The organism is Streptomyces huiliensis, assembly GCF_020037025.1.
Taxonomy (GTDB): domain Bacteria; phylum Actinomycetota; class Actinomycetes; order Streptomycetales; family Streptomycetaceae; genus Streptomyces; species Streptomyces huiliensis.
This window is the reverse complement of record NZ_JAIQLH010000209.1, coordinates 1-22,477: the sequence shown is the minus strand read 5'-3', so window position 1 is coordinate 22,477 and position 22,477 is coordinate 1. Positions and strand designations below refer to the sequence as shown.

The 22,477-nt window shown below is 74.0% G+C and carries 22 protein-coding genes; 6 read left to right on the top strand and 16 right to left on the bottom strand.

All coding sequences use genetic code 11. The features are described from left to right. Together JNW98_RS27975 and JNW98_RS27970 are read right to left on the bottom strand one after the other, a co-directional pair. The coding region (locus JNW98_RS27975; RefSeq protein WP_223771094.1) for an AAA family ATPase at positions 1–264 on the bottom strand (264 nt) is incomplete at its 3' end. A 46-nt stretch (positions 265–310) separates the two neighbouring features. Further along, on the bottom strand, positions 311–883 hold the full coding sequence (locus JNW98_RS27970) for an NADPH-dependent FMN reductase (RefSeq protein WP_223771093.1): 573 nt from the start codon (positions 881–883) through the stop codon (positions 311–313). 192 nt (positions 884–1,075) lie between these two features. On the opposite strand from JNW98_RS27970, the gene JNW98_RS27965 reads away from it, so the two are divergent. After that, the gene (locus JNW98_RS27965) at positions 1,076–2,608 is read left to right on the top strand and encodes an MFS transporter (RefSeq protein ID WP_223771092.1); all 1,533 of its coding nucleotides are present in this window, start codon (positions 1,076–1,078) and stop codon (positions 2,606–2,608) included. Positions 2,609–2,690: 82 nt separating this feature from the next. Here JNW98_RS27965 and JNW98_RS27960 read toward each other — a convergent pair whose 3' ends face one another. Further along, a complete protein-coding gene (locus JNW98_RS27960; RefSeq protein WP_223771096.1) occupies positions 2,691–3,023 on the bottom strand; it encodes a hypothetical protein in 333 nt (110 codons plus the stop codon). A gap of 110 nt (positions 3,024–3,133) precedes the next feature. On the opposite strand from JNW98_RS27960, the gene JNW98_RS27955 reads away from it, so the two are divergent. Continuing rightward, complete coding sequence (locus tag JNW98_RS27955) at positions 3,134–3,802, top strand: rhomboid-like protein (protein WP_223771091.1); 669 nt, start codon at positions 3,134–3,136, stop codon at positions 3,800–3,802. A gap of 257 nt (positions 3,803–4,059) precedes the next feature. Here JNW98_RS27955 and JNW98_RS27950 read toward each other — a convergent pair whose 3' ends face one another. From JNW98_RS27950 to JNW98_RS27910, 9 genes are all read right to left on the bottom strand, one after another. After that, entirely contained in the window at positions 4,060–4,872 is an 813-nt protein-coding gene (locus JNW98_RS27950) for an HAD family hydrolase (protein ID WP_223771090.1), read from the bottom strand. After that, positions 4,869–6,146, bottom strand: a complete 1,278-nt coding sequence (gene serS, locus JNW98_RS27945) for a serine--tRNA ligase (RefSeq protein ID WP_223771089.1) — start codon at positions 6,144–6,146, stop codon at positions 4,869–4,871. The genes JNW98_RS27950 and serS overlap by 4 nt, the downstream gene beginning before the upstream one ends. Before the next feature lie 626 nt (positions 6,147–6,772). Further along, the gene (pheA, locus tag JNW98_RS27940) at positions 6,773–7,726 is read right to left on the bottom strand and encodes a prephenate dehydratase (protein WP_223771095.1); all 954 of its coding nucleotides are present in this window, start codon (positions 7,724–7,726) and stop codon (positions 6,773–6,775) included. 136 nt (positions 7,727–7,862) lie between these two features. Next, positions 7,863–9,227: an iron uptake transporter deferrochelatase/peroxidase subunit gene (gene efeB / locus JNW98_RS27935; RefSeq protein ID WP_223771088.1), complete on the bottom strand. Its 1,365-nt coding sequence runs from the start codon at positions 9,225–9,227 to the stop codon at positions 7,863–7,865. A 27-nt stretch (positions 9,228–9,254) separates the two neighbouring features. After that, on the bottom strand, positions 9,255–11,108 hold the full coding sequence (locus JNW98_RS27930) for a copper resistance CopC/CopD family protein (RefSeq protein WP_223771087.1): 1,854 nt from the start codon (positions 11,106–11,108) through the stop codon (positions 9,255–9,257). A 6-nt stretch (positions 11,109–11,114) separates the two neighbouring features. Beyond that, complete coding sequence (locus JNW98_RS27925) at positions 11,115–11,591, bottom strand: copper chaperone PCu(A)C (RefSeq protein ID WP_223771086.1); 477 nt, start codon at positions 11,589–11,591, stop codon at positions 11,115–11,117. After that, positions 11,591–12,250, bottom strand: a complete 660-nt coding sequence (locus JNW98_RS27920) for an SCO family protein (protein ID WP_223771085.1) — start codon at positions 12,248–12,250, stop codon at positions 11,591–11,593. The genes JNW98_RS27925 and JNW98_RS27920 overlap by 1 nt, the downstream gene beginning before the upstream one ends. An 80-nt stretch (positions 12,251–12,330) precedes the next feature. After that, positions 12,331–13,095 (bottom strand): YcnI family copper-binding membrane protein, encoded by a 765-nt coding sequence (locus tag JNW98_RS27915; RefSeq protein ID WP_223771084.1) that lies wholly within the window; start codon positions 13,093–13,095, stop codon positions 12,331–12,333. Positions 13,096–13,192: 97 nt separating this feature from the next. Beyond that, complete coding sequence (locus JNW98_RS27910) at positions 13,193–13,975, bottom strand: hypothetical protein (RefSeq protein WP_223771083.1); 783 nt, start codon at positions 13,973–13,975, stop codon at positions 13,193–13,195. A gap of 177 nt (positions 13,976–14,152) precedes the next feature. Between JNW98_RS27910 and JNW98_RS27905 the strand changes: the two genes are divergently transcribed. Beyond that, positions 14,153–14,641, top strand: coding sequence for an ATP-binding protein (locus JNW98_RS27905; RefSeq protein ID WP_223771082.1), 489 nt, complete (start codon positions 14,153–14,155; stop codon positions 14,639–14,641). 137 nt (positions 14,642–14,778) lie between these two features. Here the strand turns inward: JNW98_RS27905 and JNW98_RS27900 are convergent, their stop codons facing one another. Further along, positions 14,779–15,930, bottom strand: coding sequence for an RNA polymerase sigma factor (locus JNW98_RS27900; protein WP_223771081.1), 1,152 nt, complete (start codon positions 15,928–15,930; stop codon positions 14,779–14,781). Between the two features lie 32 nt (positions 15,931–15,962). After that, positions 15,963–16,376, bottom strand: a complete 414-nt coding sequence (locus JNW98_RS27895) for a YciI family protein (RefSeq protein WP_223771080.1) — start codon at positions 16,374–16,376, stop codon at positions 15,963–15,965. 422 nt (positions 16,377–16,798) lie between these two features. Here JNW98_RS27895 and JNW98_RS27890 point away from each other — a divergent pair, with 422 nt between their 5' ends. Then, a complete protein-coding gene (locus JNW98_RS27890) occupies positions 16,799–17,209 on the top strand; it encodes an RNHCP domain-containing protein (protein WP_223771079.1) in 411 nt (136 codons plus the stop codon). Between the two features lie 25 nt (positions 17,210–17,234). Then, entirely contained in the window at positions 17,235–17,666 is a 432-nt protein-coding gene (locus JNW98_RS27885; protein WP_223771078.1) for an RNHCP domain-containing protein, read from the top strand. A 60-nt stretch (positions 17,667–17,726) separates the two neighbouring features. On the opposite strand, the gene JNW98_RS27880 is transcribed toward JNW98_RS27885, so the two are convergent. Both JNW98_RS27880 and JNW98_RS27875 read right to left on the bottom strand, forming a co-directional pair. After that, positions 17,727–19,181 (bottom strand): aminopeptidase P family protein, encoded by a 1,455-nt coding sequence (locus JNW98_RS27880; RefSeq protein ID WP_223771077.1) that lies wholly within the window; start codon positions 19,179–19,181, stop codon positions 17,727–17,729. A gap of 99 nt (positions 19,182–19,280) precedes the next feature. Then, complete coding sequence (locus tag JNW98_RS27875; protein ID WP_223771076.1) at positions 19,281–21,128, bottom strand: PP2C family protein-serine/threonine phosphatase; 1,848 nt, start codon at positions 21,126–21,128, stop codon at positions 19,281–19,283. 726 nt (positions 21,129–21,854) lie between these two features. Here JNW98_RS27875 and JNW98_RS27870 point away from each other — a divergent pair. Continuing rightward, on the top strand, positions 21,855–22,477 hold a 623-nt coding region (locus tag JNW98_RS27870; RefSeq protein WP_223771075.1), incomplete at its 3' end, for a bifunctional DNA primase/polymerase.

Sequence of the window (22,477 nt, the reverse complement as noted above, 5' to 3'; positions counted from 1 at the left end):
CCCGTCGACGCGGTCGAGCACCCCGGAGAGCATCAGGTGCAGCCCGGCGTACGGCAGTTCGCCCTCGGCCTCGACGCCGGTGCCGCGCAGCACCCGCATCCCGGCCTCCCGCGCGGCGCGGGCGGCGTGGTCGAGGAGTACGGACTTGCCGATGCCCGCCTCACCGCGGAGCAGCAGGGCGCCGCTGCGCCCGCCGCGGGCGTCGGCGAGGAGCCGGTCGAGGGCGTCGAGTTCGGTGGCGCGTCCGTGCAGTCCATGCAGCATGACGGTCACAGTAACCGCTGGTCAGAGCCGTGCGAAGAGCGGAGGATCAGGCCGCGTAGGGCACCTCGTCGCGGGCCTGCCGCAGGGCGCGGCCCCACCAGACGAGCTGGTCGAGCATGCGCTTGGCCGCGCCGTTCACCACGTCGGCGTCCAGCGGCTCGCCGTCCTCGCCGAAGCGCTCCCAGGCCATGTGGAAGCTGACGGTGTCCCGGACGGTGACGGCGTGCAGCTCGGCGAAGACCTGCCGCAGGTGCTCCACGGCGCGCAGGCCGCCGCTCACCCCACCGTAGGAGACGAACGCGACGGGCTTCGCCTGCCACTGGGGGAAGTGCCAGTCGATCGCGGCCTTGAGGGAGGCGGGGTACGAGTGGTTGTACTCGGGCGTGATCACCACGAACGCGTCGGCGGCGGCCAGCCGCGGGGTCACCGCGGCGACCTCGGGGGTGGGCGTGCCGGACAGGGTGGCCGGAATGTCGGCGTCCGCCAGGTCGATCACGTCGATGTCCACTCCGGAGTGGGCGCGGGCCTCGCGGACGAACCAGTCGGCCACGGTCGGGGCGAACCGGCTCTCGCGGGTGGAACCGACGATGACGGCGACGCGGAGGGGGGCGGAGTTCATGGCGGTACGTCCTTGTTCCTTGGGCGGTGTGAGGGGGAGGGGCGGCCTCCCGGCGACACCGATGACGCTACGGAACCGGGCCCAGCCCCCACATCTGTCGGATGACCGGGTTCGACGACCGGGTGACCGGGTCGCCGAACCCGGTAGGACGGCAGATGTGCCGGCCCGGCCCGCGCACCTAGCGTCGCCACCATGAAAGCCACCACGCCGCTCAAGACCTCCTCGCCCACCGCCCCGCACCGCCCGGCCGTCACCCTCGCGCTGGTCCTGCTCGGCATGCTCACCCTGGCCATGTCGATGTCCGGCACCACCGTGGCGCTCCCGGAGATCGGCGCGGACCTCGACGCGTCCGGCGCGAGCCTCCAGTGGGCCGTCACCGGCTACTTCCTGACGGCGTCCAGCTTCATGCTGGTCACCGGCGCGCTGGCCGACCTCTTCGGCCGCCGCCGCGTCTACCGCACCGGCGCCGCCCTGTTCACCGCCGGCCTGCTGCTCAGCGCGACGGCCACCGACGTCCTCGTCCTGGACGCAGCCCGCGCGCTGGCCGGCCTCGGCGCCGCCGGGGTGATGGCGAGCGGCGGCGCGCTGCTGGCCACCACCTTCTCCGGCCCCGCGCGCACCAAGGCGTACGCCGCCCTGGGCACCACCGGCGGCATCGGCCTGGCCGCCGGACCGACGATCTCCGGGGCCCTGGTGGGCGGCCTCGGCTGGCGCGCCGGCTTCCTGGTCTTCGCCGCGGTGGGCGTGATGCTGCTGGCCGGCACCTTCCTCGTCGCCGAGTCGCGGTCGGCGGCCCGGCCGCGGCTTGACGTCCCCGGTGCCGTGACGTTCATCGCCGCGCTCGCCCTGGTGATGACCGGCGTCACCCAGGGCCCACAGAACGGCTGGTCCCACCCGCTGGTCCTGGCCGCCTTCGCCGCCGGAGCCCTCCTGCTCGTCCTCTTCGCGGTCCTCCAGCGCCGCTCGGCCCACCCCGTCCTCGACCTGACCCTGGTCCGCGACCGCCGCTACCTCGCCTGGACGCTCGCCGGACTGACCGGAGCCGTCGGCTTCGCCGGCACGCTGACCTACCTGCCCACCTACTTCCAGGGCGTGAACGGCGTCTCGGCGGGCGAGGCCGGTACGACGATGCTGCTGCTGACCGCCCCCGTCCTCGTCGCGCCGCTGGTCAGCGGGCGGCTGGTGACCCGGGGCGTGCCCGCCCGCCTGGTGATCACCGTCGCCATCGCACTGGTCGCCGCCGGCAACGCCTGGCTGACCGTCCTCGCCCCGGGCGGCGGCATCGCCCCGCTGGCCGGCCCCCTGCTGACGATCGGCATCGGCACCGGACTGGCCAACGGCATCATCGACGGCCAGGCCATGAGCCTCGTCGACCCCGAGCGCTCCGGCACGGCGGCGGGCTTCCTCAACACCGTCCGCGGCGGCGGCCAGGCCATGATGATCGCCGCCCTCGGCGCGGTGATGCTCAGCCTCCTCCAGGACCGCCTCGGCTCCGCCGCCCTCGCCGCCCGTGTCGCCTCCGGCCACCTCACCGGCCCGGACCACGCCCACCTCGCCCAGCAGTTCACCGGCGTCTGGCACACGGTCCTCTGGGGCATCGCCGCCCTCACCGCCCTCCTCTGCGTCGCGGTGGCCACCCTGCTCCGCACCCCGCGCACCACGCCCCGGCCGCTCACCCCGACGGCCGAGACCACCAAGGCCCCGGCCCTGACCTCGGTCCGCTGAGGCCCCCGGCCGGACGACCGGCTCCGCGACGGGCCCGGGAAGGCGATCCGCCTCCCGGGCCCGCGGGCTGTGCGGCGTGGGTTCACATCGGGCGCGGGATCACGTCCGTGTGGGCTCCGTCCAGAATCCGCCCGATCGCGGAGGCGGCCGCCCGTGCCTGGGCGGCGTCGCCCGACTGCGCGGCGTCTTCCCAGCGGCGTAGGTCCGCCGCGAGCTCGGGGTGGCGCTGGATGTGGACGTAGACCGCCCACTGGGCGATGAAGCGCCGGAGCGGCGCGGGGCCGGCGGCTTGGTCCAGCTCTCCGGTGAATGCCGGCAGCGCGGCGGGTGCGATGTGGCTGACGGCCTGCCGCAGCGCGGTGACCGTGGCGGGGGGCTGGGGGATGAGCGGTCGCCCGGCGGCGGAGATGGTCACGGTTGCCCCCATGAGCGCGATTCTGATCCCGGCCGTAGCGTATGGGGCGCGCGGGCGTGAGCCGCGGTCGTCCGCTGTCCGGCCTGCGCCCCCTCGGCTACCGTCGAATGATGGAACAGGACGAACCGGAGGCAACCGGGCGCGCGACCGCCCGGGCCCGGGACACCGTCCTCGCCGCCGCCCGCTCCTGGATCCGCTCCTCGCCCGGCACCCACATCTGGCTGCTCGTCATCGGCGTCACCAGCCTCGTCGTCGCGGCGGCCAGCGAGGGGCTGGAGACCTTCCTCCTCCACCGCACCAGCAGCAACATCCACGAGCTGACCAAGCACCCCCTCCAGTCCCTGCTCATCAGCGGCTTCTGGATCGAGACGCCCTCGTCGTTCCTGCTCTACGTCGTCCTCTTCGAGCTGCTCCACGCCAACGTGGAGCGCTGGGCCGGCACCTGGCGGTGGCTGTTCACCGTGGGCGTCGCGCACGTCGCGGCCACTCTGATCAGCCAGGAGGTGCTGCTTGTCGCCATCGAGCATCATGCGGCGCCGCGGGCCATGCGGCATGTGGTGGACATCGGGGTGTCGTATGGGTTGGCCGCGGCGGCGGCCCTGCTGACCTACCGGATCCCGCACCCTTGGCGGTGGGGCTGGCTGGCCGCCCTCGTCCTCTTCTTCGCCACACCGCTGGCGACCGGCGGCACCTACACCGACGTCGGGCACGCCATCGCGGCGGCCGTCGGCTTGGCCTGCGGCCCGCTCGTCCGAGGCCGGTGCGGGGGTGGGCGGTGAGCGGTGGCTTTCGCCTTCGGCGGGATGTGCCCCGGTCCCGCCCTTTCACCGTTTCTTGCGGGAGGGCCCGCACCCCGGCATCGCGGCTCCGCCGCGAGGTCCTCAAACGCCGGACGGGCTATATCAGCCCGTCCGGCGTTTGAGGACGAGCGGCGGAGCCGCGACAAGGGGGTCTGGGGCGCAGCCCCAGGAAGCGGCGAAGGGGCGGGACCGGGGCACGGCCCGCCGCAGGCGCCCCCGCCGCGTAACGCGCCGCCTCAGCCGAAGAGCCGCTCGACGACGACGGCGATGCCGTCCTCGTCGTTCCCGGCCGTCACCTCGTCGGCGACAGCCTTGAGCGCCGCATGCGCCCCCGCCATCGCCACCCCGTACCCGGCCCACCCGAACATCGGCACGTCATTCGGCATGTCACCGAACGCGATCGTCTCGGCGGCCTTCACCCCGAGCCGCCGCGCGGCCAGCGACAGCCCGGTGGCCTTGCTCAGCCCGAGCGGAAGCAGCTCGACGATCCCCTCGCCGGCCATCGTGACGTCCACGAGCCCGCCCGCGGCGGCCCGCGCGGCCTCGGCGAGGGCGTCGTCGTCCAGCTCGGGATGCTGGAGGTAGAGCTTGTTGAGGGGCTCGGCCCACAGCTCGGCCCGGTCCGTCACCGGCACCGGCGGGCGCGGGCCCTCCAGGACGCGGTAGCCGGGGGTGATCAGCAGATCGCCGTCGAGCCCGTCCCGCGAGGCGGCCAGGCGCAGCCGACCCGTCTCCGCCTCGACCTTCTCCACGGCGAGCGCGGCCACCCGCCGGTCCAGCGTCACGGACGTCAGCAGCCGGTGCTCGCCCGCGTGGTAGACCTGCGCGCCCTGCCCGCACACCGCGAGGCCCCGGTAGTCCAGCGCGTCGAGTATGTGCCGGGTCCAGGCGACGGGCCGGCCGGTGACGACGATGTGCGCGGCCCCGGCCGCCGCCGCGCGGGCGAGGGCGGCGCGGGTGCGCTCGGAGACGGTCTCGTCGGACCGCAGCAGCGTGCCGTCGAGGTCGGTGGCGACGAGACGGTACGGAGGCGGGGGCGCGGACGTCACTTGGCGACCGGCTCCAGGACCTCGCGTCCGCCCAGGTACGGCCGGAGCACCTCGGGCACCCGGACCGTGCCGTCGGCCTGCTGGTGGTTCTCCAGCAGCGCGACGATCGTGCGCGGCACCGCGCACAGCGTGCCGTTCAGCGTGGCGAGCGGGCGGACGTTCTTGCCGTCGCGCATCCGGACGGAGAGCCGGCGGGCCTGGAACTCGTCGCAGTTGGACGTCGAGGTCAGCTCGCGGTACTTGCCCTGGGTGGGGATCCACGCCTCGCAGTCGAACTTGCGGGAGGCGGAGGCGCCGAGGTCACCGGTGGCCGTGTCGATCACCTGGAAGGGCAGTTCCAGGCTGGTCAGCCACTGCTTCTCCCACTCCAGCAGCCGGGCGTGCTCGGCCTCGGCCTCCTCCGGAGCGATGTACGAGAACATCTCGACCTTGTCGAACTGGTGGACGCGGAAGATGCCCCGGGTGTCCTTGCCGTACGTACCGGCCTCGCGGCGGAAGCAGGGCGAGAAACCGGCGTACCGCAGCGGCAGCTGCGCGGCGTCGATGATCTCGTCCATGTGGTACGCGGCGAGCGGGACCTCGGACGTGCCGACGAGGTAGAGCTCGTCCTTGTCCAGGTGGTAGACGTCCTGCGCGGCCTGGCCCAGGAAGCCGGTGCCCTCCATGGCGCGCGGCTTGACCAGCGCGGGGGTGAGCATCGGGGTGAAGCCGGCCGCGGTGGCCTGTGCGATGGCGGCGTTGACGAGGGCGAGCTCCAGGAGCGCGCCGACGCCGGTGAGGTAGTAGAAGCGCGAGCCGGACACCTTGGCACCGCGCTCGACGTCGATCGCGCCGAGCGACTGGCCGAGCTCCAGGTGGTCCTTGGGCGCGAAGCCCTCGGCGGCGAAGTCGCGGGGGGTGCCGACGGTCTCCAGGACGACGAAGTCGTCCTCGCCGCCGCGCGGCACGTCGGGGTGGACCAGGTTGCCGATGCCCAGGAGGAGGCGCTGGGCCTCCGCCGCGGCCTCGTCCTGTTCGGCGTCGGCGGCCTTGACGGCGGCGGACAGCTCGCCGGCCTTCTTCAGCAGCTCGGCCTTCTCGTCGCCGGCGGCCTTGGGGATCAGCTTGCCGAGCGCCTTCTGCTCGGCGCGGAGTTCGTCGAAGCGGACGCCGGACGACCTGCGCCGCTCGTCGGCGGAGAGCAGCGCGTCGACGATGTCGACGTCCTCTCCACGGGCGCGCTGGGAGGCGCGCACACGGTCGGGGTCCTCACGAAGCAGGCGAAGGTCAATCACCCCCCCAGGCTACCGTTGACCGTCGCGATCACTCGACGCGATATTCCTCTTCGGTAGGTTTTGCCCCATTCCGGGTGGTTTTCCCGGCTTTCCGGGACCGGGCGCGGGCCGGATGCGAAAGGGTGGAAAACCTTGGGGCACACGGGGTGAATTCGGTGATCCGCCGCGAAAAGGCGAGAGGTCGACGAATCGTCCCACGGCGGCGGGACGGCGTCCGCGGGCTTTTGGTTGTCCACAGGAACGAGTGATTCCGGTTTGTTGTCCACAGGGTGTGCGCGAAATCTGTGGATGCCGGAAGCGGATCTTCCGGCTGTTTTCGTTATCGGCCACGGTTTGGTGGCTTTCCGGCGGATAAACCTTGTTCCGACACTCTTTCGAGTGGAGATTTCCCGCTCTTAAGGGTTGTTCGAGACCTTTCGGCTGACCCCGGAGCGGTGGACGATCCCACCACTCGACGCCCGGCCCTGTGGACGATCCGGGGGATCGCTAGAGGGATTTGTCGACGTTGACCGATTCGTGACGACCGGCCGACCCTCGTTCTGTCGACTTATCCCCAGGAGTGAGCCGCCCTGTGGATAACCCTGTGGACGGCCGGACGGAAGGCTGCTGAAGACTTCAGGACGGGCTCAGGCCCGCCCGTCCTGGCAGCGCGCCAGCCACTCCGCCGCCGCCACGAAATCGGCGTCCGACGTCCCCGGCCGCGGCGCACCCCCGGAGGGCGCGCCCGGCCCCTCCGCACCCTCCGCGCTCGCGCGCGGATACGACCCGAGGAACCGCACGTTCGGGCAGATCCGCTTCAGCCCCATCAGCGTCTCGGCCACCCGCCGGTCGGTGATGTGCCCCTCGCAGTCGATCGAGAAGCAGTACCGTCCCATGCCCTCGCCCGTCGGACGCGACTCGATCCACGTCAGGTTGACGCCGCGCGCCGAGAACTCCTGGAGCAACTCCATCAGCGCGCCCGGGTGGTCGTCGCGCAGCCACACCACCATGGACGTCCGGTCCGCGCCCGTCCGGGCCGCGGGCCGCGCCGGCCGTCCCGCCAGCACGAACCGCGTCTCCGCGTTCCGCGCGTCGTGGATGTCGGTGACCAGCGGCTCCAGACCGTACGTCGCGGCGGCGAACTCCCCGGCGAACGCCGCGTCGTAGCGGCCCTCGCGCACCAGCCGCGCGCCGTCCGCGTTGGAGGCCGCCGACTCCCAGCGGGCGTCCGGCAGATGGGCCGCCAGCCACTTGCGCACCTGCGGCTGGGCGACGGGGTGCCCGGTCACCGTCTTGATGTCGGAGAGCTTCGTCCCCGGCCGGACGAGCAGCGCGAACGCGATCCGCAGCAGCACCTCGCGGTAGATCATCAGCGGTGTGCCGGTGGCCAGTTCGTCGAGGGTCGCGGTGACGCCGCCCTCCACCGAGTTCTCGATGGGCACCAGCGCCGCCGCCGCCTCGCCGCCGCGCACGGCGTCCAGCGCGGCCGGGACGGAGACCTTCGGCACGAGCTCGCGCGTCGCCGCCTCCGGCAGCGTCCGCAGCGCGGCCTCGGTGAAGGTGCCTTCGGGACCGAGGTAGGTGTAGCGGCTGGCCGACATCACGCGATACTCCTCCGAACGGTCCGCTGCGTCAGAGCGGGCTCCCGCCACGATACCGAGCGGGACGGAAGTGACCCCCCGCCCGTCCCGCCGGCCCCGGATACACCACTGGCCCCGAATACATCACCGACCTCGGCTACCCCTCCAGCAGCCGCTGCCCCACGTACTCGCCCTCCGCACAGCCGCCCGGCACCGCGAACAGCCCGCTCGCCTCGTGCCGCAGGAAGCGCGACAGCCCGTCGCCCCGGTCCAGCTTCCGCTGCACCGGCACGAACCCCTTCATCGGGTCCGCCTGCCAGGCGACGAACAGCAGCCCGGCGTCCGGCGCGCCGTCGTCCCGGAAGCCGTCGTGGTACGAGAAGGCGCGGCGCAGCATCGTCGCGCCCCGGTTGGAGGCGGGCGCGGCGACGCGGACGTGGGCGTCGCCGGCGATGGCCAGCGCGCCGTCCGGGCCGATCTTCTCCAGGTCGACGGGGGTCGTCTCGGTGCCGCCGGACAGCGGGGCGCCGTCCGACTTGCGGCGGCCTATGACCCGCTCCTGCCGCTCCAGCGGCAGGTTGTCCCAGCTGTCCAGCAGCATCCGGATGCGCCGCACCACCGCGTACGAGCCGCCCGCCATCCAGGCGTCGGGCCCCTTCCGGTCGCGCGGGACGAAGATCTGCTCGTCGAACGCCGCGTCCGTCGGCTTGGGGTTGTTGGTGCCGTCGATCTGGCCCATCAGGTTGCGCTGGGTCATCGGGCGCGGGGTGGCGCCCGGGGTGCGGTTGAAGCCGCTCATCTCCCAGCGCGGCCGGACCGTGTCACCGGCCTGCCTGCGGAGCAGCCGCAGCGCGTGGAAGGCGACGAGCGCGTCGTCGGCGCCGATCTGCACCCAGAGGTCGCCGTCGCCGCGCTTGGGGTCGAGGGCGTCCTGGCTGAAGGCGGGCAGCGGTTCGAGGGCGGCGGGCCGCCGGTCCGCCAGGCCCGTCCGGTCGAAGAAGGTGCGGCCGAACCCGAAGGTGACGGTCAGCGAGGACGGCCCGGCGTCCAGCGCGATGCCGGTGTCGTCGCCCTTCGGCGCCCGGCCCTCCGCCAGTTCGGCCGCCGTCGCCGACCAGCGTCTGAGCAGGGCGGCGGCGGCCTTGCGGTCCGCGCCCGGCGCCAGGTCGAAGGCCAGCAGGTGCCCGTGGGCCTGCGCGGGGTCGGCGATGCCCGCCTGGTGCTCGCCGTGGAAGGGGACGGCCGCGGAGCCGACGCCGGACAGCGCGTCCGGCTCCTTGCGGACCGCCTCCGCGACCGAGGCGCCGCCCAGGCCGCCCGCGACGAGCCCGCCGGCCCCCACCGCGCCGGCGGTGCCGAGCAACCGCCGCCGGGACAGGCCGTCCGCCGTCGCCTGTGGTTCCGCCTTCCTGGCCGCGGGCGGCTTGGTCGCGGTCCTGCTCTTGCTCTTGCTCTTGGTCTTGGTCTTGGTCTTGGCCGCGGTGTTCCGCTGTGCCTTGGTCTTGCCGGAAGTCTCAGCCATCAGTCTCAGCCATCACAGTCTCAGCCATCAGTCGATCTTCACGTCTTCGATCTCGGTGACCTGGTCGATCTCGGAGGTCCGTACGGTCAGGGTGAGCTGCCACCGACCCGCCATGGGCAGCTGGAATCCGGAGGCGCGCGACCGGCCGGCCGACAGGCGCTCCAGCGGCGCCTTCAGCGGGCCGATGCCCTTCTCCTTCTCGGTGAACGAAACCGCCACCTCGGGGACGTCCACCGGCCGCCCGGCGGGATCCGTGAGGGTGACGTCGACGGTGTTGGCGCCGGAGCGCCCCGGGGCGACGGTGATCCGGGCCGTGCCGCGCCCGCCCTTCCCCCCGGTGTCGTACGCGATCTTCGCCTCGACCGGTCCGCCGGCCGGCGCCGACGGGCCTTCGGCCGCGCGGCCCGCCCGCTTCTGCTCGGTCTCGGCCCGGCCGGGCTGGGTGGTGGTGAGGACGGTGGTGACGGCGAGCAGCACCACGGCCACCGCGGCCTCGGCGAGGACGGCGCGGCGCAGGCCGGCCCGGCCCTCGTCCGCGTCGCGCTCCCGCCGCCCGGCGGCCTTGGCCATCGCCGCGCGCTGCCGGGCGAGCTGGGCCGCCCGCTCGGGCGACGCGTCGGAACCCGCCGACGCGTCGGGTACGGCCTTGCGCCGCGGCCCGCGCCCCGGCGCCCGGTCGGTGAGCCGGGCCGTCCAGCGCCGCGAGAACGACGCCAGGACGACCAGCACGCCCACCAGCCCGATCTTCACGAGCAGCCACCGCCCGTACTCCGTACCGGTCAGCGCGGCCCAGCCGCCGACCTGCCGCCAGGACTGGTAGATCCCGGTGGCGACCAGCACGCAGACGGCGGTGAAGGCCAGTCGGGAGAACCGGCGGGCCGCGCCGCCGGGCAGCGGCCCGTCCGCCCCCAACGCGGCGAGCAGCGCGGCGAGACCGCCCAGCCACACGCCGACGCCGAGCAGGTGGAGGACGTCGACGGGCATGGCCACCCAGGGCTGGAGGCCGGCCGAGGCGTGCTCGGCCGCCGCCCAGGTGGCCGCCAGCCCCGCGGCCACCAGCCCGCCGCCGACGCCCAGCCCCCAGGCGTACGCCCGCCGCCCGCCGCCCGGCCTGGCGTGCTCGCCGAACACCACGGCCAGCACCACCGCCGCCGCGCTGAGCAGCAGCAGCCGGGTCAGCAGGGCCGCGCCCGGCCGGCTCGACAGCGCGTCGCCGAGCAGCGACAGGTCGAGGACGGCACCGGGCCCCCGGCCGCTCGTGTACGCGCCGCGCAGCAGCAACAGGGCCGCCGTCGCCAGGAACAGCGCCACCCAGCCGCCGACCGCGACCCGCCGCACCCCGCGCCCGGTGTGGCACACGGCCGCGAACACACAGCCGCCGATGAGCAGCGCGAAGCCCGCGTACGCCGCGTACCTGGCGGTGTCGTAGAGCGTCCCGACCGCCGGGTCGGTCCCCTTGACCGCCGCCTTCACCGTGGTCGCCGAGGGCGCGCCGACGGAGAAGGTGAAGGCCCCGGCCACCGGGTGGCTGTCGGCGGAGACCGCCTGCCAGGCCACCGTGTACGTGCCGTTCGCGATCCCGGCCCGCAGGGCGACGGCCGCCGTCTCCGACCGGCCGTCGACGTGCGCGGGCCGCCCGTCGTCGACGCGCGCGCCCTTGGGGTCCAGCACCCGCACCGAGTCGGCGCCGAGCAGCACGCCCTCGGAGAAGGTCAGCCGGACCTGGCGCGGCGCCTCCGGCACCACCGAGCCCTGGCGGGGGTCGGTGGCGGTGAGCGCGGCGTGCGCCGACGCGGTGCCCGCGCCGGCGGTCAGCACGCAGAGCAGGGCGGCGGCGAGCGCGCCCAGCAGGCCGGCGAACCGACGAACGGTTGTGCTCATGACGCGTCAGTCCTTGGGCCGGTACGACGCGTCCTCGACCGGCACCCGGATCCTCACCGGCGCGGACGAGGCGAAGTGCAGCGTGAACTCGATCTTCTCGCCCACCTTGGGCAGGTGGTCGAGCTTGCCCAGCATCAGGTGGCTGCCGCCGTGCGCGAGGGACAGGCTGCCCTTCGCCGGGACGTCCAGTTCCTCGGCGTGCTTCATCCGCGAGCCCTCGGTGGTGTGCAGGGTGACGTCGCGGGAGAGCGGCGTGGTGACCTTGGTGAGCCGGTCGGCCTTGCCGCCGTCGTTCTTGACGGTGAAGTACGCCGCGGCCATGTCGTCCATGGCCGGCCGGGGCATGTAGGCGCCGCCGACGGACAGGTCGGGCTTGTCCGACGAGCCTCCCGACGAGCCGGAGTCGCAGCCGGTGACGACCACCAGCGCGCCGGCCAGCAGCAGCGGGAGGGCCGCCGCCGCGGCGACGGTGGACCTGCGCATCAGGGGTTCTCCCCCTTGACGATGCTCGGGAGGCCCTTGGCGTACTGGTCGGCGGTGGTCTCGGCCGTGTAGAGCCAGTGGCCCTTGTCGTCCTTGGGGGAGAAGCCGACGACCTGCGCGCCGTGGCTGACCGTGACCGAGCCGTCCTTCTCCTTCTTCGGCGGGTCGACCAGGATGCCGAGCGGCTTGGCCGCCGCCTGGACGGTGTCGAACGAGCCGGTCAGGCCGATGATGTCCTGGCCGCCCTGGGCGTCCAGCCACTTCCGCATGCGGGCCGGGGTGTCCCGCTCGGGGTCGGTGGTGACGAAGACGATCCGCAGCTTCTCGCGCTCGGCCTGCGGCAGCTTCTTGGCGGCGGTGGCCATGTCGGAGACGACCGTCGAGCAGACGTCCGGGCAGTAGGTGTAGCCGAAGTAGAGCAGCACGGGCCGGCCCGCGGTCTCCTTGACCAGCTCGTACTTCTTCTCCGAGGTGTCCTTCAGGACCAGGTCCGGCTTGGCCTTCGCGATGTCCAGCGTGATCGGCGACTTCTTCGGCTCGGTGCCGGAGACGTCGGCCACCGCCTTGTCGTCCGCCTTGTCGGAACCGCCGCAGGCCGACAGGGTGAGCCCGGCGGCGAGGGCCAGCACCGTGCTCGCGGTCTTGGTACGCATGCGCATGGAGTGCTTCTCCAGGTGTGGGTTCGGGGATGGGGGCCGGCGGCCGCCCGGTGCGGCGCCGGCCCTGGCCGTTCCGTGCGTCAGGCCGCCGTGCGGCGGCGTCCGGCGAACACGCCGAAGGCGGCGCCCGCCACGCCGACGACGATGCCGACGACACCGAGGACGCGGGCGGTCGTGTCGGTGGAGCCGCCGTCGTCGTCCGACGCGGCGGCCGGGGCGGTGGCGTCCTTGCCGTTCTTGTCGTCCGCGGCCTGGCCGGGGTTCCCGGCCGCCGGCTTGGCGACGAGCTTCAGGACGGGCGCGGGGTGCTCGGGCTCCTCGCCGCCCGGCTTCGACGGGTCGATCCAGCGCACCACGTCGTCGTCGGAGTACGTCTGGAGGGCCTTGAAGACCAGCTCGTCGGCGTCGGTGGGGAGCTTGCCGACCGAGAGCGGGAACTGCTGGAAGTTCCCGGGCTCGATCTTGCCGCCGGTCCAGACGACCTTGCTGACGGCCTCGTCGATCGACTTGCCGTGCATCTGCACCGGCTTGTCCAGCTTGGTCTTCTCGACCTTCACGTCCCAGCCCGGCACCGCCTGTGGCATCACGGAGACGAGTGGGTGCTTGGGATCGAGCGCCAGCTCGACCTTGACCGTCGAGGCGTTGTCCTTCTCGTTCGGGACCTTGATCGCGATCGTGCTGTAGCCGCCCTTCTCGGCGGTCCCGGGCTGGACGCTGACGTGCGCCGAGGCGGGCCCGGCGAGGAGCAGCACGCCGGCCGCGGCGGCGGTGCCGACGGCGGCGAGGCGGGTGAGACGGGTGCCGACGCGGGTGCGGGCAGCGGTCATCGTGGTCTTGGTGTTCATGCGGAAACACTCCCTGTGCAGGAGGGGGCGGATGAGGTGGCGCGCGTACGGCCGCCACGCGTCCGCCCTCCCGCCGTAACGCGGAGTGCGACGCGTGCTAGGCCGCGAGGGCGAACCGCGGCGGGCCCCGCCTGACCACGGCGTGCCGGAGCTCCGGCTCGTACGCCGGCCGCTCGTCGTCCCCGCCCGTCCCCCGCGCGAGCACCACCGGCCGCCGCAGGACGGCGGCCAGGAAGACGCGGACCAGCGCCGTCGCCGCGCGCAGCGCGCGGACCAGGGCCGCCTCCACGACGGCGCGCGCGGGCCGCTCCGACAGCCGGACCAGCCGCCACAGCGCCGCCTCGCCGCGCCACAGCAGCCAGCCCACGGCGAGGGCCGCGAGCAGGTGGCCGAGCAGCATGGTGGGGGACGGCATCAGGACGTGCGCGAGCGTGTCCCACACGCCGTCGCCGTGCGCGGCCGGGGGCCCCGCGACCGGCGCGTCGAGCCCGGCGTCGGTGAGGATCCGGCGCGCCTCGGCCGGCGAGGCCGGGGGCCGCTGGTTGCACAGCAGCCGGCCGGCGAAGGAGACCAGGGGCCCGTCGTGGCCCGTCCGCGGGGACGCCTCCGGGCCGCGCTGGCCCACGGCGAACAGCGCGTGCAGCACCACCTGGCCCACGGCCAGACAGGCCGCGATCCCCGGCAGCGAGCGCTCCCGCCCGGCCAGCGGCGCGACGAGGACGAACACCACCGCGAACCCCGCCGCCAGCGTCCACACCGGCACGGGCGCGCAGGACGCCAGCGCGTGCCCGGCCGCGGACAGCAGAACACAGACCGCGGTGAACACCGCGGCCCGGAGCAGTCGCAGATCGGCGCCGGCGCGCGCGACGGGGTGAGGCATGGCCGCGCCATCATCCCACCGGACTCACGCCCTCCCCACGGCAGGGTCCACCGCATACCCCAATGCGCCGTCCCGTCGCATCCGCCGAATGAGCGGACTCACACGCCCGGCAGGCTTACCACCTGTCGCGCCCGGCTATAGGTATCGGTATGTCGAGCCGCGGCCAGGAGGCTGAGGATGAGCATCTGGTGGTCACTCCATTTGCGGCGCGAGGCCGCGAGCGTTCCGCTCGCCCGGCGGCTGCTGGTCGGTGCGATGGAGACGGCCGGGGTCGACCCCGAGACGGCCTACGACCTGGCGGTGGCCCTCAGCGAGGCGTGTGCCAACGCCGTCGAGCACGGCGGTGACGCCTCCACCGGCTACCGGGTGACGGCCCGCATCGACGGGGACACCTGCCGCATCGAGGTCACCGACTCCGGCCCCGGCTTCAGCCGCACCAGGAGTCCCGCGAGCCCCGCGGCCCTCGAAGACCGCCACCGGCTCCCCCGCCGCGGCGAACCGCGGACTCCCGCCCCGGCCCACGACGAGCACGGCCGGGGCCTGTTCCTCATCGAGTCCCTCACCGACAACGTCCGCGTCCGCAATCGCCCGGGGCGGCAGGGGGCGGTCGTCACCTTCGACAAGATCTTGAAGTGGCGGGAGGACGCGCTGCTGAAGGCGTCCTGAGCGGCGGGAGGAGTGTGGCGGAGCCCTGCTCTTCGCCGAACCGGCCGCGCGGCGCAAGCCGACCCGGACGTTCCGGCCGGATGCCGGCCTGCGGGCGGGCCGCGCCGCGTGTCAGGAGGAGGGAGCCGGTCCGGTCGTCAGCGGGACCGGGCCCCGCGCGTGTTGAGCCGGGCGGCCTGCCGCGTCAGATGATCGCGCTCGGCGAGGTTGGACGCCTTGTGGGCCGCCTCGGCGTACAGCCGGGCCGCCGTCGCCGCGTCGCCGGCGCGCTCGTGCAGGTACGCCGCCGCCGCGGTGTGCCGCGGCAGGGAGGGGTCGAGCCCGGCGAGCGCCGCCAGTCCGGCGCGCGGCCCGTCGGCCTCCCCGACGGCGACCGCGCGGTTGAGCCGGACGACCGGGCTGTCGGTCAGCCGCGCGAGCTCGTCGTACCACTCGACGATCTGCGGCCAGTCGGTCTCCTCGGCGGTGGGCGCGTCCGCGTGGAGGGCGGCGATGGCGGCCTGGGCCTGGAACTCGCCCAGCCGGTCGCGGGCCAGGGCCGCCTGGAGGACCCCGACGCCCTCCGTGATCAGCCGGGTGTCCCACCGGCCGCGGTCCTGCTCCGCGAGCGGCACCAGACTCCCGTCGGGCGCGGTCCGGGCGGCGCGCCGGGCGTGGTGGAGCAGCATGAGGGCGAGCAGCCCGGCCACCTCGGGATGGTCGACGGCGGTGGCGAGCTGCCGGGTGAGCCGGATCGCCTCGGCGGCGAGGTCGACGTCGCCGGAGTAGCCCTCGTTGAAGACCAGGTAGAGGACGCGCAGCACGGTGGCGACGTCCCCGGGCCGGTCGAAGCGCACGCCGGAGACGGTCCGCTTGGCCCGGCTGATCCGCTGGGCCATCGTCGCCTCGGGCACCAGGTACGCCCGCGCGATCTGCCGGGTGGTGAGCCCGCCGACGGCGCGCAGCGTGAGTGCGACCGCCGACGCGGGGGTCAGCGACGGGTGGGCGCACAGGAAGTACAGCCGCAGCGTGTCGTCCGCCGAGGGCGCGGGACCGGGCGGCGGCTCCTCCTCGACGCGGTCCTCGCGCCGGCGGCGGGCGGCGTCCGCCCGCGTCGCGTCGAGGAACTTGCGCCACGCGACGGTGATCAGCCAGCCCTTGGCGTCCCGCGGCGCATCGGCCGGCCACACCCGGAGCGCCTCGATCAGCGCGTCCTGTACGGCGTCCTCGGCCGCCGCGAAGTCGGCTCCGCGGCGGACGAGGACGGCGAGGACGTCCGGTGTGAGGCGCCTGAGCAGGACCTCGTCCATCACGCGTCCATCACTCGTCCGTCACTCGTCCCTCAATGGCACTCGGTGACGCCGGGCGACGCGGTCAGGAACGGGCGCACCTCCAGCCACTCGTGAATCGGCTTCCCGCCCGCCCCCGGCGCGGCCGACAACTCCCCGGCCAGCTCGACGGCCCGCTCGTGGCTGTCCACGTCGATGATCATCCAGCCGGCGATCAGGTCCTTGGTCTCGGCGAACGGCCCGTCGGTCACCGGCGGCCGCCCCTCCCCGTCGTAGCGGACCCACTCGCCCTCGGGCGCGAGTGCCTGACCGTCGACGAACTCGCCGGTCTTCTCCAGCCGCGCCGCGAAGTCGTGCATGTACCTCATGTGCGCCGAGATCTCCTCGGGCGTCCACTGGTCCATGGGGACGTCGTTCACCGGGTCGGGGGCGCCGCGGTAGTGCTTCAGCAGCAGGTACTTGGCCATCGTGGGGTCTCCCTAGGTGCTGGTGCGGCCCATTCTGGCCGCGTTCGCACCGGGGACGGAGCGGGACGCGATTTCTCGACACCCCAGCCGAAAATTCAGCCCGTCCGGCGTTTGAGGAGAAGCGGCGCAGCCGCTTTCGGGGTCTGGGCGGAGCCCCAGGAAACGGCGAATGGGAGGGACCGGGGCGCCCCCCACCGCGGGCGAAGCCCGCGAAAAACCGCTGGCGACGCCGGAGCACCCGCTGCTACGTTCCGCCCGTCCCCACCGGGACCCGCCCCCGAACCCCGAAAGAAGAGGTGTGCATGAAGACGACCCGGACCGCGCCGAGCGCCCCTCGACGCACCGCGTAACCCGCGGAACCCCCCGAGGACCGCTCGGCCCCTCCTGCTGACAGCGAGAACTTCCCAGCGAGGAGACCCCGGGTGTCCACCCACCACCACGACCACGCTCGCCAGAGCGGATCCACCCACGCCCGCACCACCACGAGCGGCTTCGGCAAGACCGACACCTTCACCTGCGTCCACTGCGGCCTGACCCTCGCCGCCCTCGCGGCCGACGGCCGCCGCCGCGACCACTGCCCGTCCTGCCTGCACTCCCGCCACGTCGTCGACCACGTCGAGGGCGGCCCCTCGGAGTGCCTCGGCCGGATGACCCCCATCTCCATCGCCGTGCTGCGCACCGGCGACTGGATGGTCGTCCACCGCTGCGTGCGCTGCGACGAGCTCACCTCCACCCCCGTCCGCGCGGACGACAACCGGCTGATCCTGATGCGGATGGCGGTCCGCCCCCTCGCCCAACCCCCGTTCCCGCTCGAAGCGTTCGGGGACGTCTGAGGGCGCCGGGGAGAGGAGAACGATCATGCCGCGACACAAGAACCGGCGGAACGACGGGCGTTCGCGCCGCCGCCCCCAGCGCCACAAGGACGTCCTGCACGCCCGGGGCGGCCACCGGACGGCCGACTTCCGGTGCGCGGGCTGCCAGCTCGCCGTACCCCTCGCCGCACCGGGCACGGCACACCGCAACCACTGCCCGCACTGCCTGGTCAGCCTGCACGTCGACGGCCGCGTACCGGGGGACCGGGCCGCGGCCTGCCGGGGCCGGATGGAGGCGCTGAGCCTGTCCGTCCGCCCGGACGGCGAGTGGCTGATCATCCACGAGTGCCGCTCCTGCGGCGAACTGAGCGCCAACCGCATCGCCGGGGACGACAACGCCCTCGTCCTGATGCGCCTCGCGCTCCGCCCGCTCCGGGACGTCGGGACCGAGGCGAGCGGCGCGCTCCTGGCGCTGTGAAACACGGCGGCGGCGCGGACCGAGGGGGTCCGCGCCGCCGCCGCTCGGCTTCGGGCAGCCTCAGCCCTTCAGCCGCGCCATCCACGCCTCGACGTCGGACGACGTGCGGGGCAGGGCGGCGGACAGGTTCCGGTTGCCGTCCTCGGTGACGAGGATGTCGTCCTCGATCCGGACGCCGATGCCCCGGTACTCCTCGGGCACGGTCAGGTCGTCGGCCTGGAAGTAGAGGCCGGGCTCGACCGTGAGCACCATGCCGGGCTCCAGGACGCCGTCCACGTACGCCTCGGTGCGGGCGACCGCGCAGTCGTGGACGTCCATGCCGAGCATGTGGCCGGTGCCGTGCAGCGTCCAGCGGCGCTGGAGGCCGAGCTCGACGACGCGCTCGACCGGGCCCTCGACCAGGCCCCACTCCACCAGCTTCTCGGCCAGGACCCGCTGGGACGCGTCGTGGAAGTCGCGGAACTTGGCGCCGGGCTTCACCGCGGCGATGCCGGCCTCCTGCGCCTCGTACACGGCGTCGTAGATCTTGCGCTGGAGCTCGGTGTACGTGCCGTTGATCGGCAGCGTCCGGGTGACGTCGGCGGTGTAGAGGGTGTGGGTCTCCACGCCCGCGTCCAGGAGCAGCAGCTCGCCGGAGCGGACCGGGCCGTCGTTGCGCACCCAGTGCAGGGTGGTGGCGTGCGGTCCGGCGGCGCAGATCGAGCCGTAGCCGATGTCGTTGCCCTCGACCCGGGCGCGGAGGAAGAACGTTCCCTCGATGTACCGCTCCGACGTGGCCTCCGCCTTGTCGAGGACCTTCACGACGTCCTCGAAGCCCCGGATCGTCGAGTCCACGGCCTTCTGGAGCTCGCCGACCTCGAAGGCGTCCTTCACGAGCCGCTGCTCGCTGATGAAGATCCGCAGTTCCTCGTCGCGCTCGGCGGTGACCTTGTCGGTCAGCGCGGCCTCGATGCCGGCGTCGTGACCGCGGACGGCGCGGACCGGGCCGGTGGCCTTGGCGAGGGCGCCGGCCAGCTCGCGCACGTCGGCGCAGGGCAGGCCGTAGAGCCGCTCGCCCTCGGTGAGGCTGTACCGGCGGCCCACCCAGAGCTCGCCCATGCCGTCGAGCCAGAACTCGCCGTTCTCGCGGTTGGAGCGCGGCAGCAGGTAGAGCGTGGCGTCGTGGCCGTCCGCCGTCGGCTCCAGGACCAGGACGCCGTCCTGCGTCTGGTCGCCGGTGAGGTACGCGTACTCGGTCGAGGCGCGGAAGGCGTACTCGGTGTCGTTCGAGCGCGTCTTCAGGTTGCCCGCGGGGATCACCAGGCGCTCGCCCGGGAAGCGCGCCGACAGCTCGGCGCGGCGCCGCGCCGTCTCCTGGGCCTGGGGTATCGGCCGCAGGTCGTGCAGCTCGGTGTCGGCCCAGCCGCTCTTCATGTTCTCGGCGAGCTCGTCGGACACGGCCGGGTAGAGGCCGTTCTTCCGCTGCTTGATCGGCTCGTCGCCTTCGGGGTTCTCGGGCGCGGGCTGCTCGGTCATGCTTTCCTCCTCGAACGGGGCCGCTCCCATCGTAGGTGGCCGGAAATCGCCGGAGAAGGGGCATAAGACCGGATCTGAACGCCCGCAAAAGCGGATGGATCAGTCGAAATGTGCCACCAGAAGGACGACGTCCTCGCCGGAGCGGTGTGCGTCATAGCCGCCGGGAACCCGGCCGGAAGCCCCGTCGGACGCGTCCGTTCCGTCGGCGGCCGCGGCACCGGATCCGGCGCCCGTGGCGCTCGCGGCGCCGTCGGCGTCGTCCGGCAGGATCGCGCGGAGGACGTGGTCGGCCACCGCCTCCGGATCCCGCCGCGCCGCGCGGGGGACGCTCGCCGCCGCCGCGTGCAGCCGGGCGAAGGCCCGGTCCATGGCGTCGCCGGTGCGGTGCAGCAGCCCGTCGCTGTAGAGCAGGAGCGTTTCCCCCGGCGCCGGTTCGATCTCGACGCTGGGCGCCTCCCAGCAGGCCAGCATGCCCAGCGGCGCCGAGAGCGAGGTCTCCACGTACTCGGTGCGGTGGTCGCCGATGATCAGTGGCGAGCAGTGGCCGGCCGCCGCGACGACGACCTTGCGGCCGGCCGGGTCGCAGTAGGCGAAGAGGGCGGTGGCGGAGCGGGCGGGCTCGGTCAGCCGCAGCAGCAGCTCCAGGTCGGAGAGGACGGCGACCGGATCCTCGCCTTCCATGACGGCGTACGCCCGGAGGGACGCCCGCAGCCGGGCGGTCGCCGCCACGGCGGACGGACCCGATCCGGTGATGCCGCCGATGGCGAGGCCGAGGGCGCCCTCGGGGAGGGGGAGCGCGTCGTACCAGTCGCCGCCGCCGCGCGGACCGGTGCGGTGCCGCACCGCGAGCCGGATCCCGGCGACGCGCGGCAGCCGGCCGGGGAGCAGCTCGTCGTGGAGGGCGGCCAGGGCGTCCCGGGCCCGGCCGAGCTCCAGCAGCCTGGCCAGGTGGCCGGCCGCGTGGGCGCAGTAGCGGGCGGCCAGCCGGCGCTGGCGCTCGGTGGGTTCGGCCGGTTCGTCGTAGAGCCAGACGGCGGCGCCGATCCGGTGGTCCGCGGGATCGTCCGCCGCCTCGCTCGCCGCCTTGTCCGCGGCCTCGTCCGCCGCCTGGGGGGAGCCGGCGTCGGGCGGAGCGGCGGCGTCCAGGGCCACGGCGTAGCTCGCGGCGTAGCCGAGCCGGGCCGCGACCTCGCGGTGCCGGGGGTCGAGGTCCGCCTCGCCGGGGATGTCGGGGCGGGCGGTGCCGGAACGGGAGCCGACGGGCGGCAGTCCCTCCAGGAGGTGGATGTACGGATGGGACGTGCCGGAGGGGGCAGGCGCGGGGGGCGACGGAGGCGACGACGGAGGGGGTGGGACTTCGTGCGGGACGTCGGGGGCCTGTGGGGCCTCAGAGGTGCGCGGGATGGTCTCCAGGTGGCCGAGGTCGGCGCGGCCGAGCCCGAGGGCGGCGGTGGCCGTACGGCCGGAGTCGTCGACCGGGTGGAGGCTGACCAGGCCGCGGCCGGCGCCCAGCAGGGTGGCGCCGGCGCGCAGGAGTTCCTGCAGCGCGTCGTCCAGGTCTGTGGTGCGGGTGAGGCGTTCGGTGAGCTCGTGGAGCGTGGTGAGGTCCGATACGCAGCCGGCGAGCCGGTCGTGGACGAGGGTGTCGGGGTTCCGGGGGCCGCGAGGGGCACCGGAGCCAGCGGAGCCGCCGGAGCCACCAGGGTCATCGGAGTCACCGGAGACGCCAGAGGCTCCGGGGCCGTCGGGATCACCGGTATCGGGGAGACCTGTGGGGCCGGACGGGCCCGTGGCGGCCGATGGATCCGTGGGGTCGGACGGGTCCGTGGTGGCGGCGAGGGAGGAGGTTCCCGCGTTCGCGGGGCACGCGGCGGAAGCAGAAGCAACGGCCGGGGCGGGGAGGGGCGGATCGATTCCGGCCACTTTCGGGAGGTGGGGGGCGCTCATGGCCGTCTGCTCCGCCGGACCCGTGCGGACTCGGCCTCGGGGCCTGCCCCGGAGGGCGTCCGCAGGGCTCCGGCGTCCGGCTTCGACCAGCCCGTCGGCCTGCGTGTTCCATGGAATAGCACCGCAAACCCCCTGTCGTGGTGCGCGCTATCGGTGACTCCACATGTACACGCCCCGGTGAGGCGATGTCCAGCATTGGACCAGTGGGAATGATGGTGTCTGAGGGGTTTTGAAGTTGGCCGGAAAATAGTGCTGTGCTCGCCGAATTGCGGTCGACTGGCCGTGCTCGACAGCGCGTCACCGCCACCGCGGTGGGTACGTACTTGAGGAAGGGCAGGGGGAGTTGGGGGCGCCCCGGAACCCGGCGGAACGCCCGGGCGTCTTACCCGGCAACGGCCACGCCCGTCCCCGAGTGGCATGGGGGAACCCATGCCGTGGGCGAGGGGCGCACCGGCCCCAGCACCAAGCGCCATACGCGCGCCACCCTCCGCCATGTTTCACGCTCGGCCCCAGGCGTGATGCGCTGCGTTGTACGCGCAGTGACCTGTGATCCATGTGGTGCGCCGACGATAGAGCCGGCGGCGCGTTGAGTGCCGCGCGAAGCGGTGCCCGTAGTGCCATGTAATGCGACACGCAGTGCTGCACACGCAACGAATGCAGTGCCCTGACGGCCCTGGTCTCCGACCGGGGCCCACCTTCGGCGTTCACGGAAAGGAACGAGCGCTCATGCGCGAGATCCTCGGAAGGCGACGCAAGCTCTCGCTCCGGCGGTCCGGTCGGTCCGCGGTGGTCACCGCGGCCCTGACCTACGCCACGGAGTGGCAGTGGCCCGTACTCCCCGGTGTGGGCCTCCGGCCCGGCATCGGCCGCGTGCGCGAATGCGGCTGCTCCCACCCGGACTGCGCGGTACCGGGCGCCCACCCGTTCGACCCCGGGCTGCTCGCGGCCACCACGGACGCGCGGATGGTCCGCTGGTGGTGGACCAACCGTCCGGAGGCACCGGTCGTCCTCGCCACCGGGGGGCGCGCGGCGAGCGCTGTCAGCCTCCCCGCGATCGCCGGGGCGCGCGCGCTGGCGGCCTTCGACCGCGCGGGCGTGCGCCTCGGCCCGGTGGTGGCCACACCGACGCGCTGGACGCTCCTGGTGGCGCCCTACTCGCTGGAGGTCCTCGGCGAACTGCTGCACAGCCAGGAGTGGGTGCCCGGTTCGCTCCGCTTCCACGGCGACGGCGGCTACGTCGTCCTCCCGCCGTCCACCACGGGCCCGGGCCGGGCCCGCTGGGAGCGGGCGCCGCAGCCCGTCGGCGCGCCCGCCGGGCGGACTCGTACGGGCCGGCCGGCCGCGCGGGC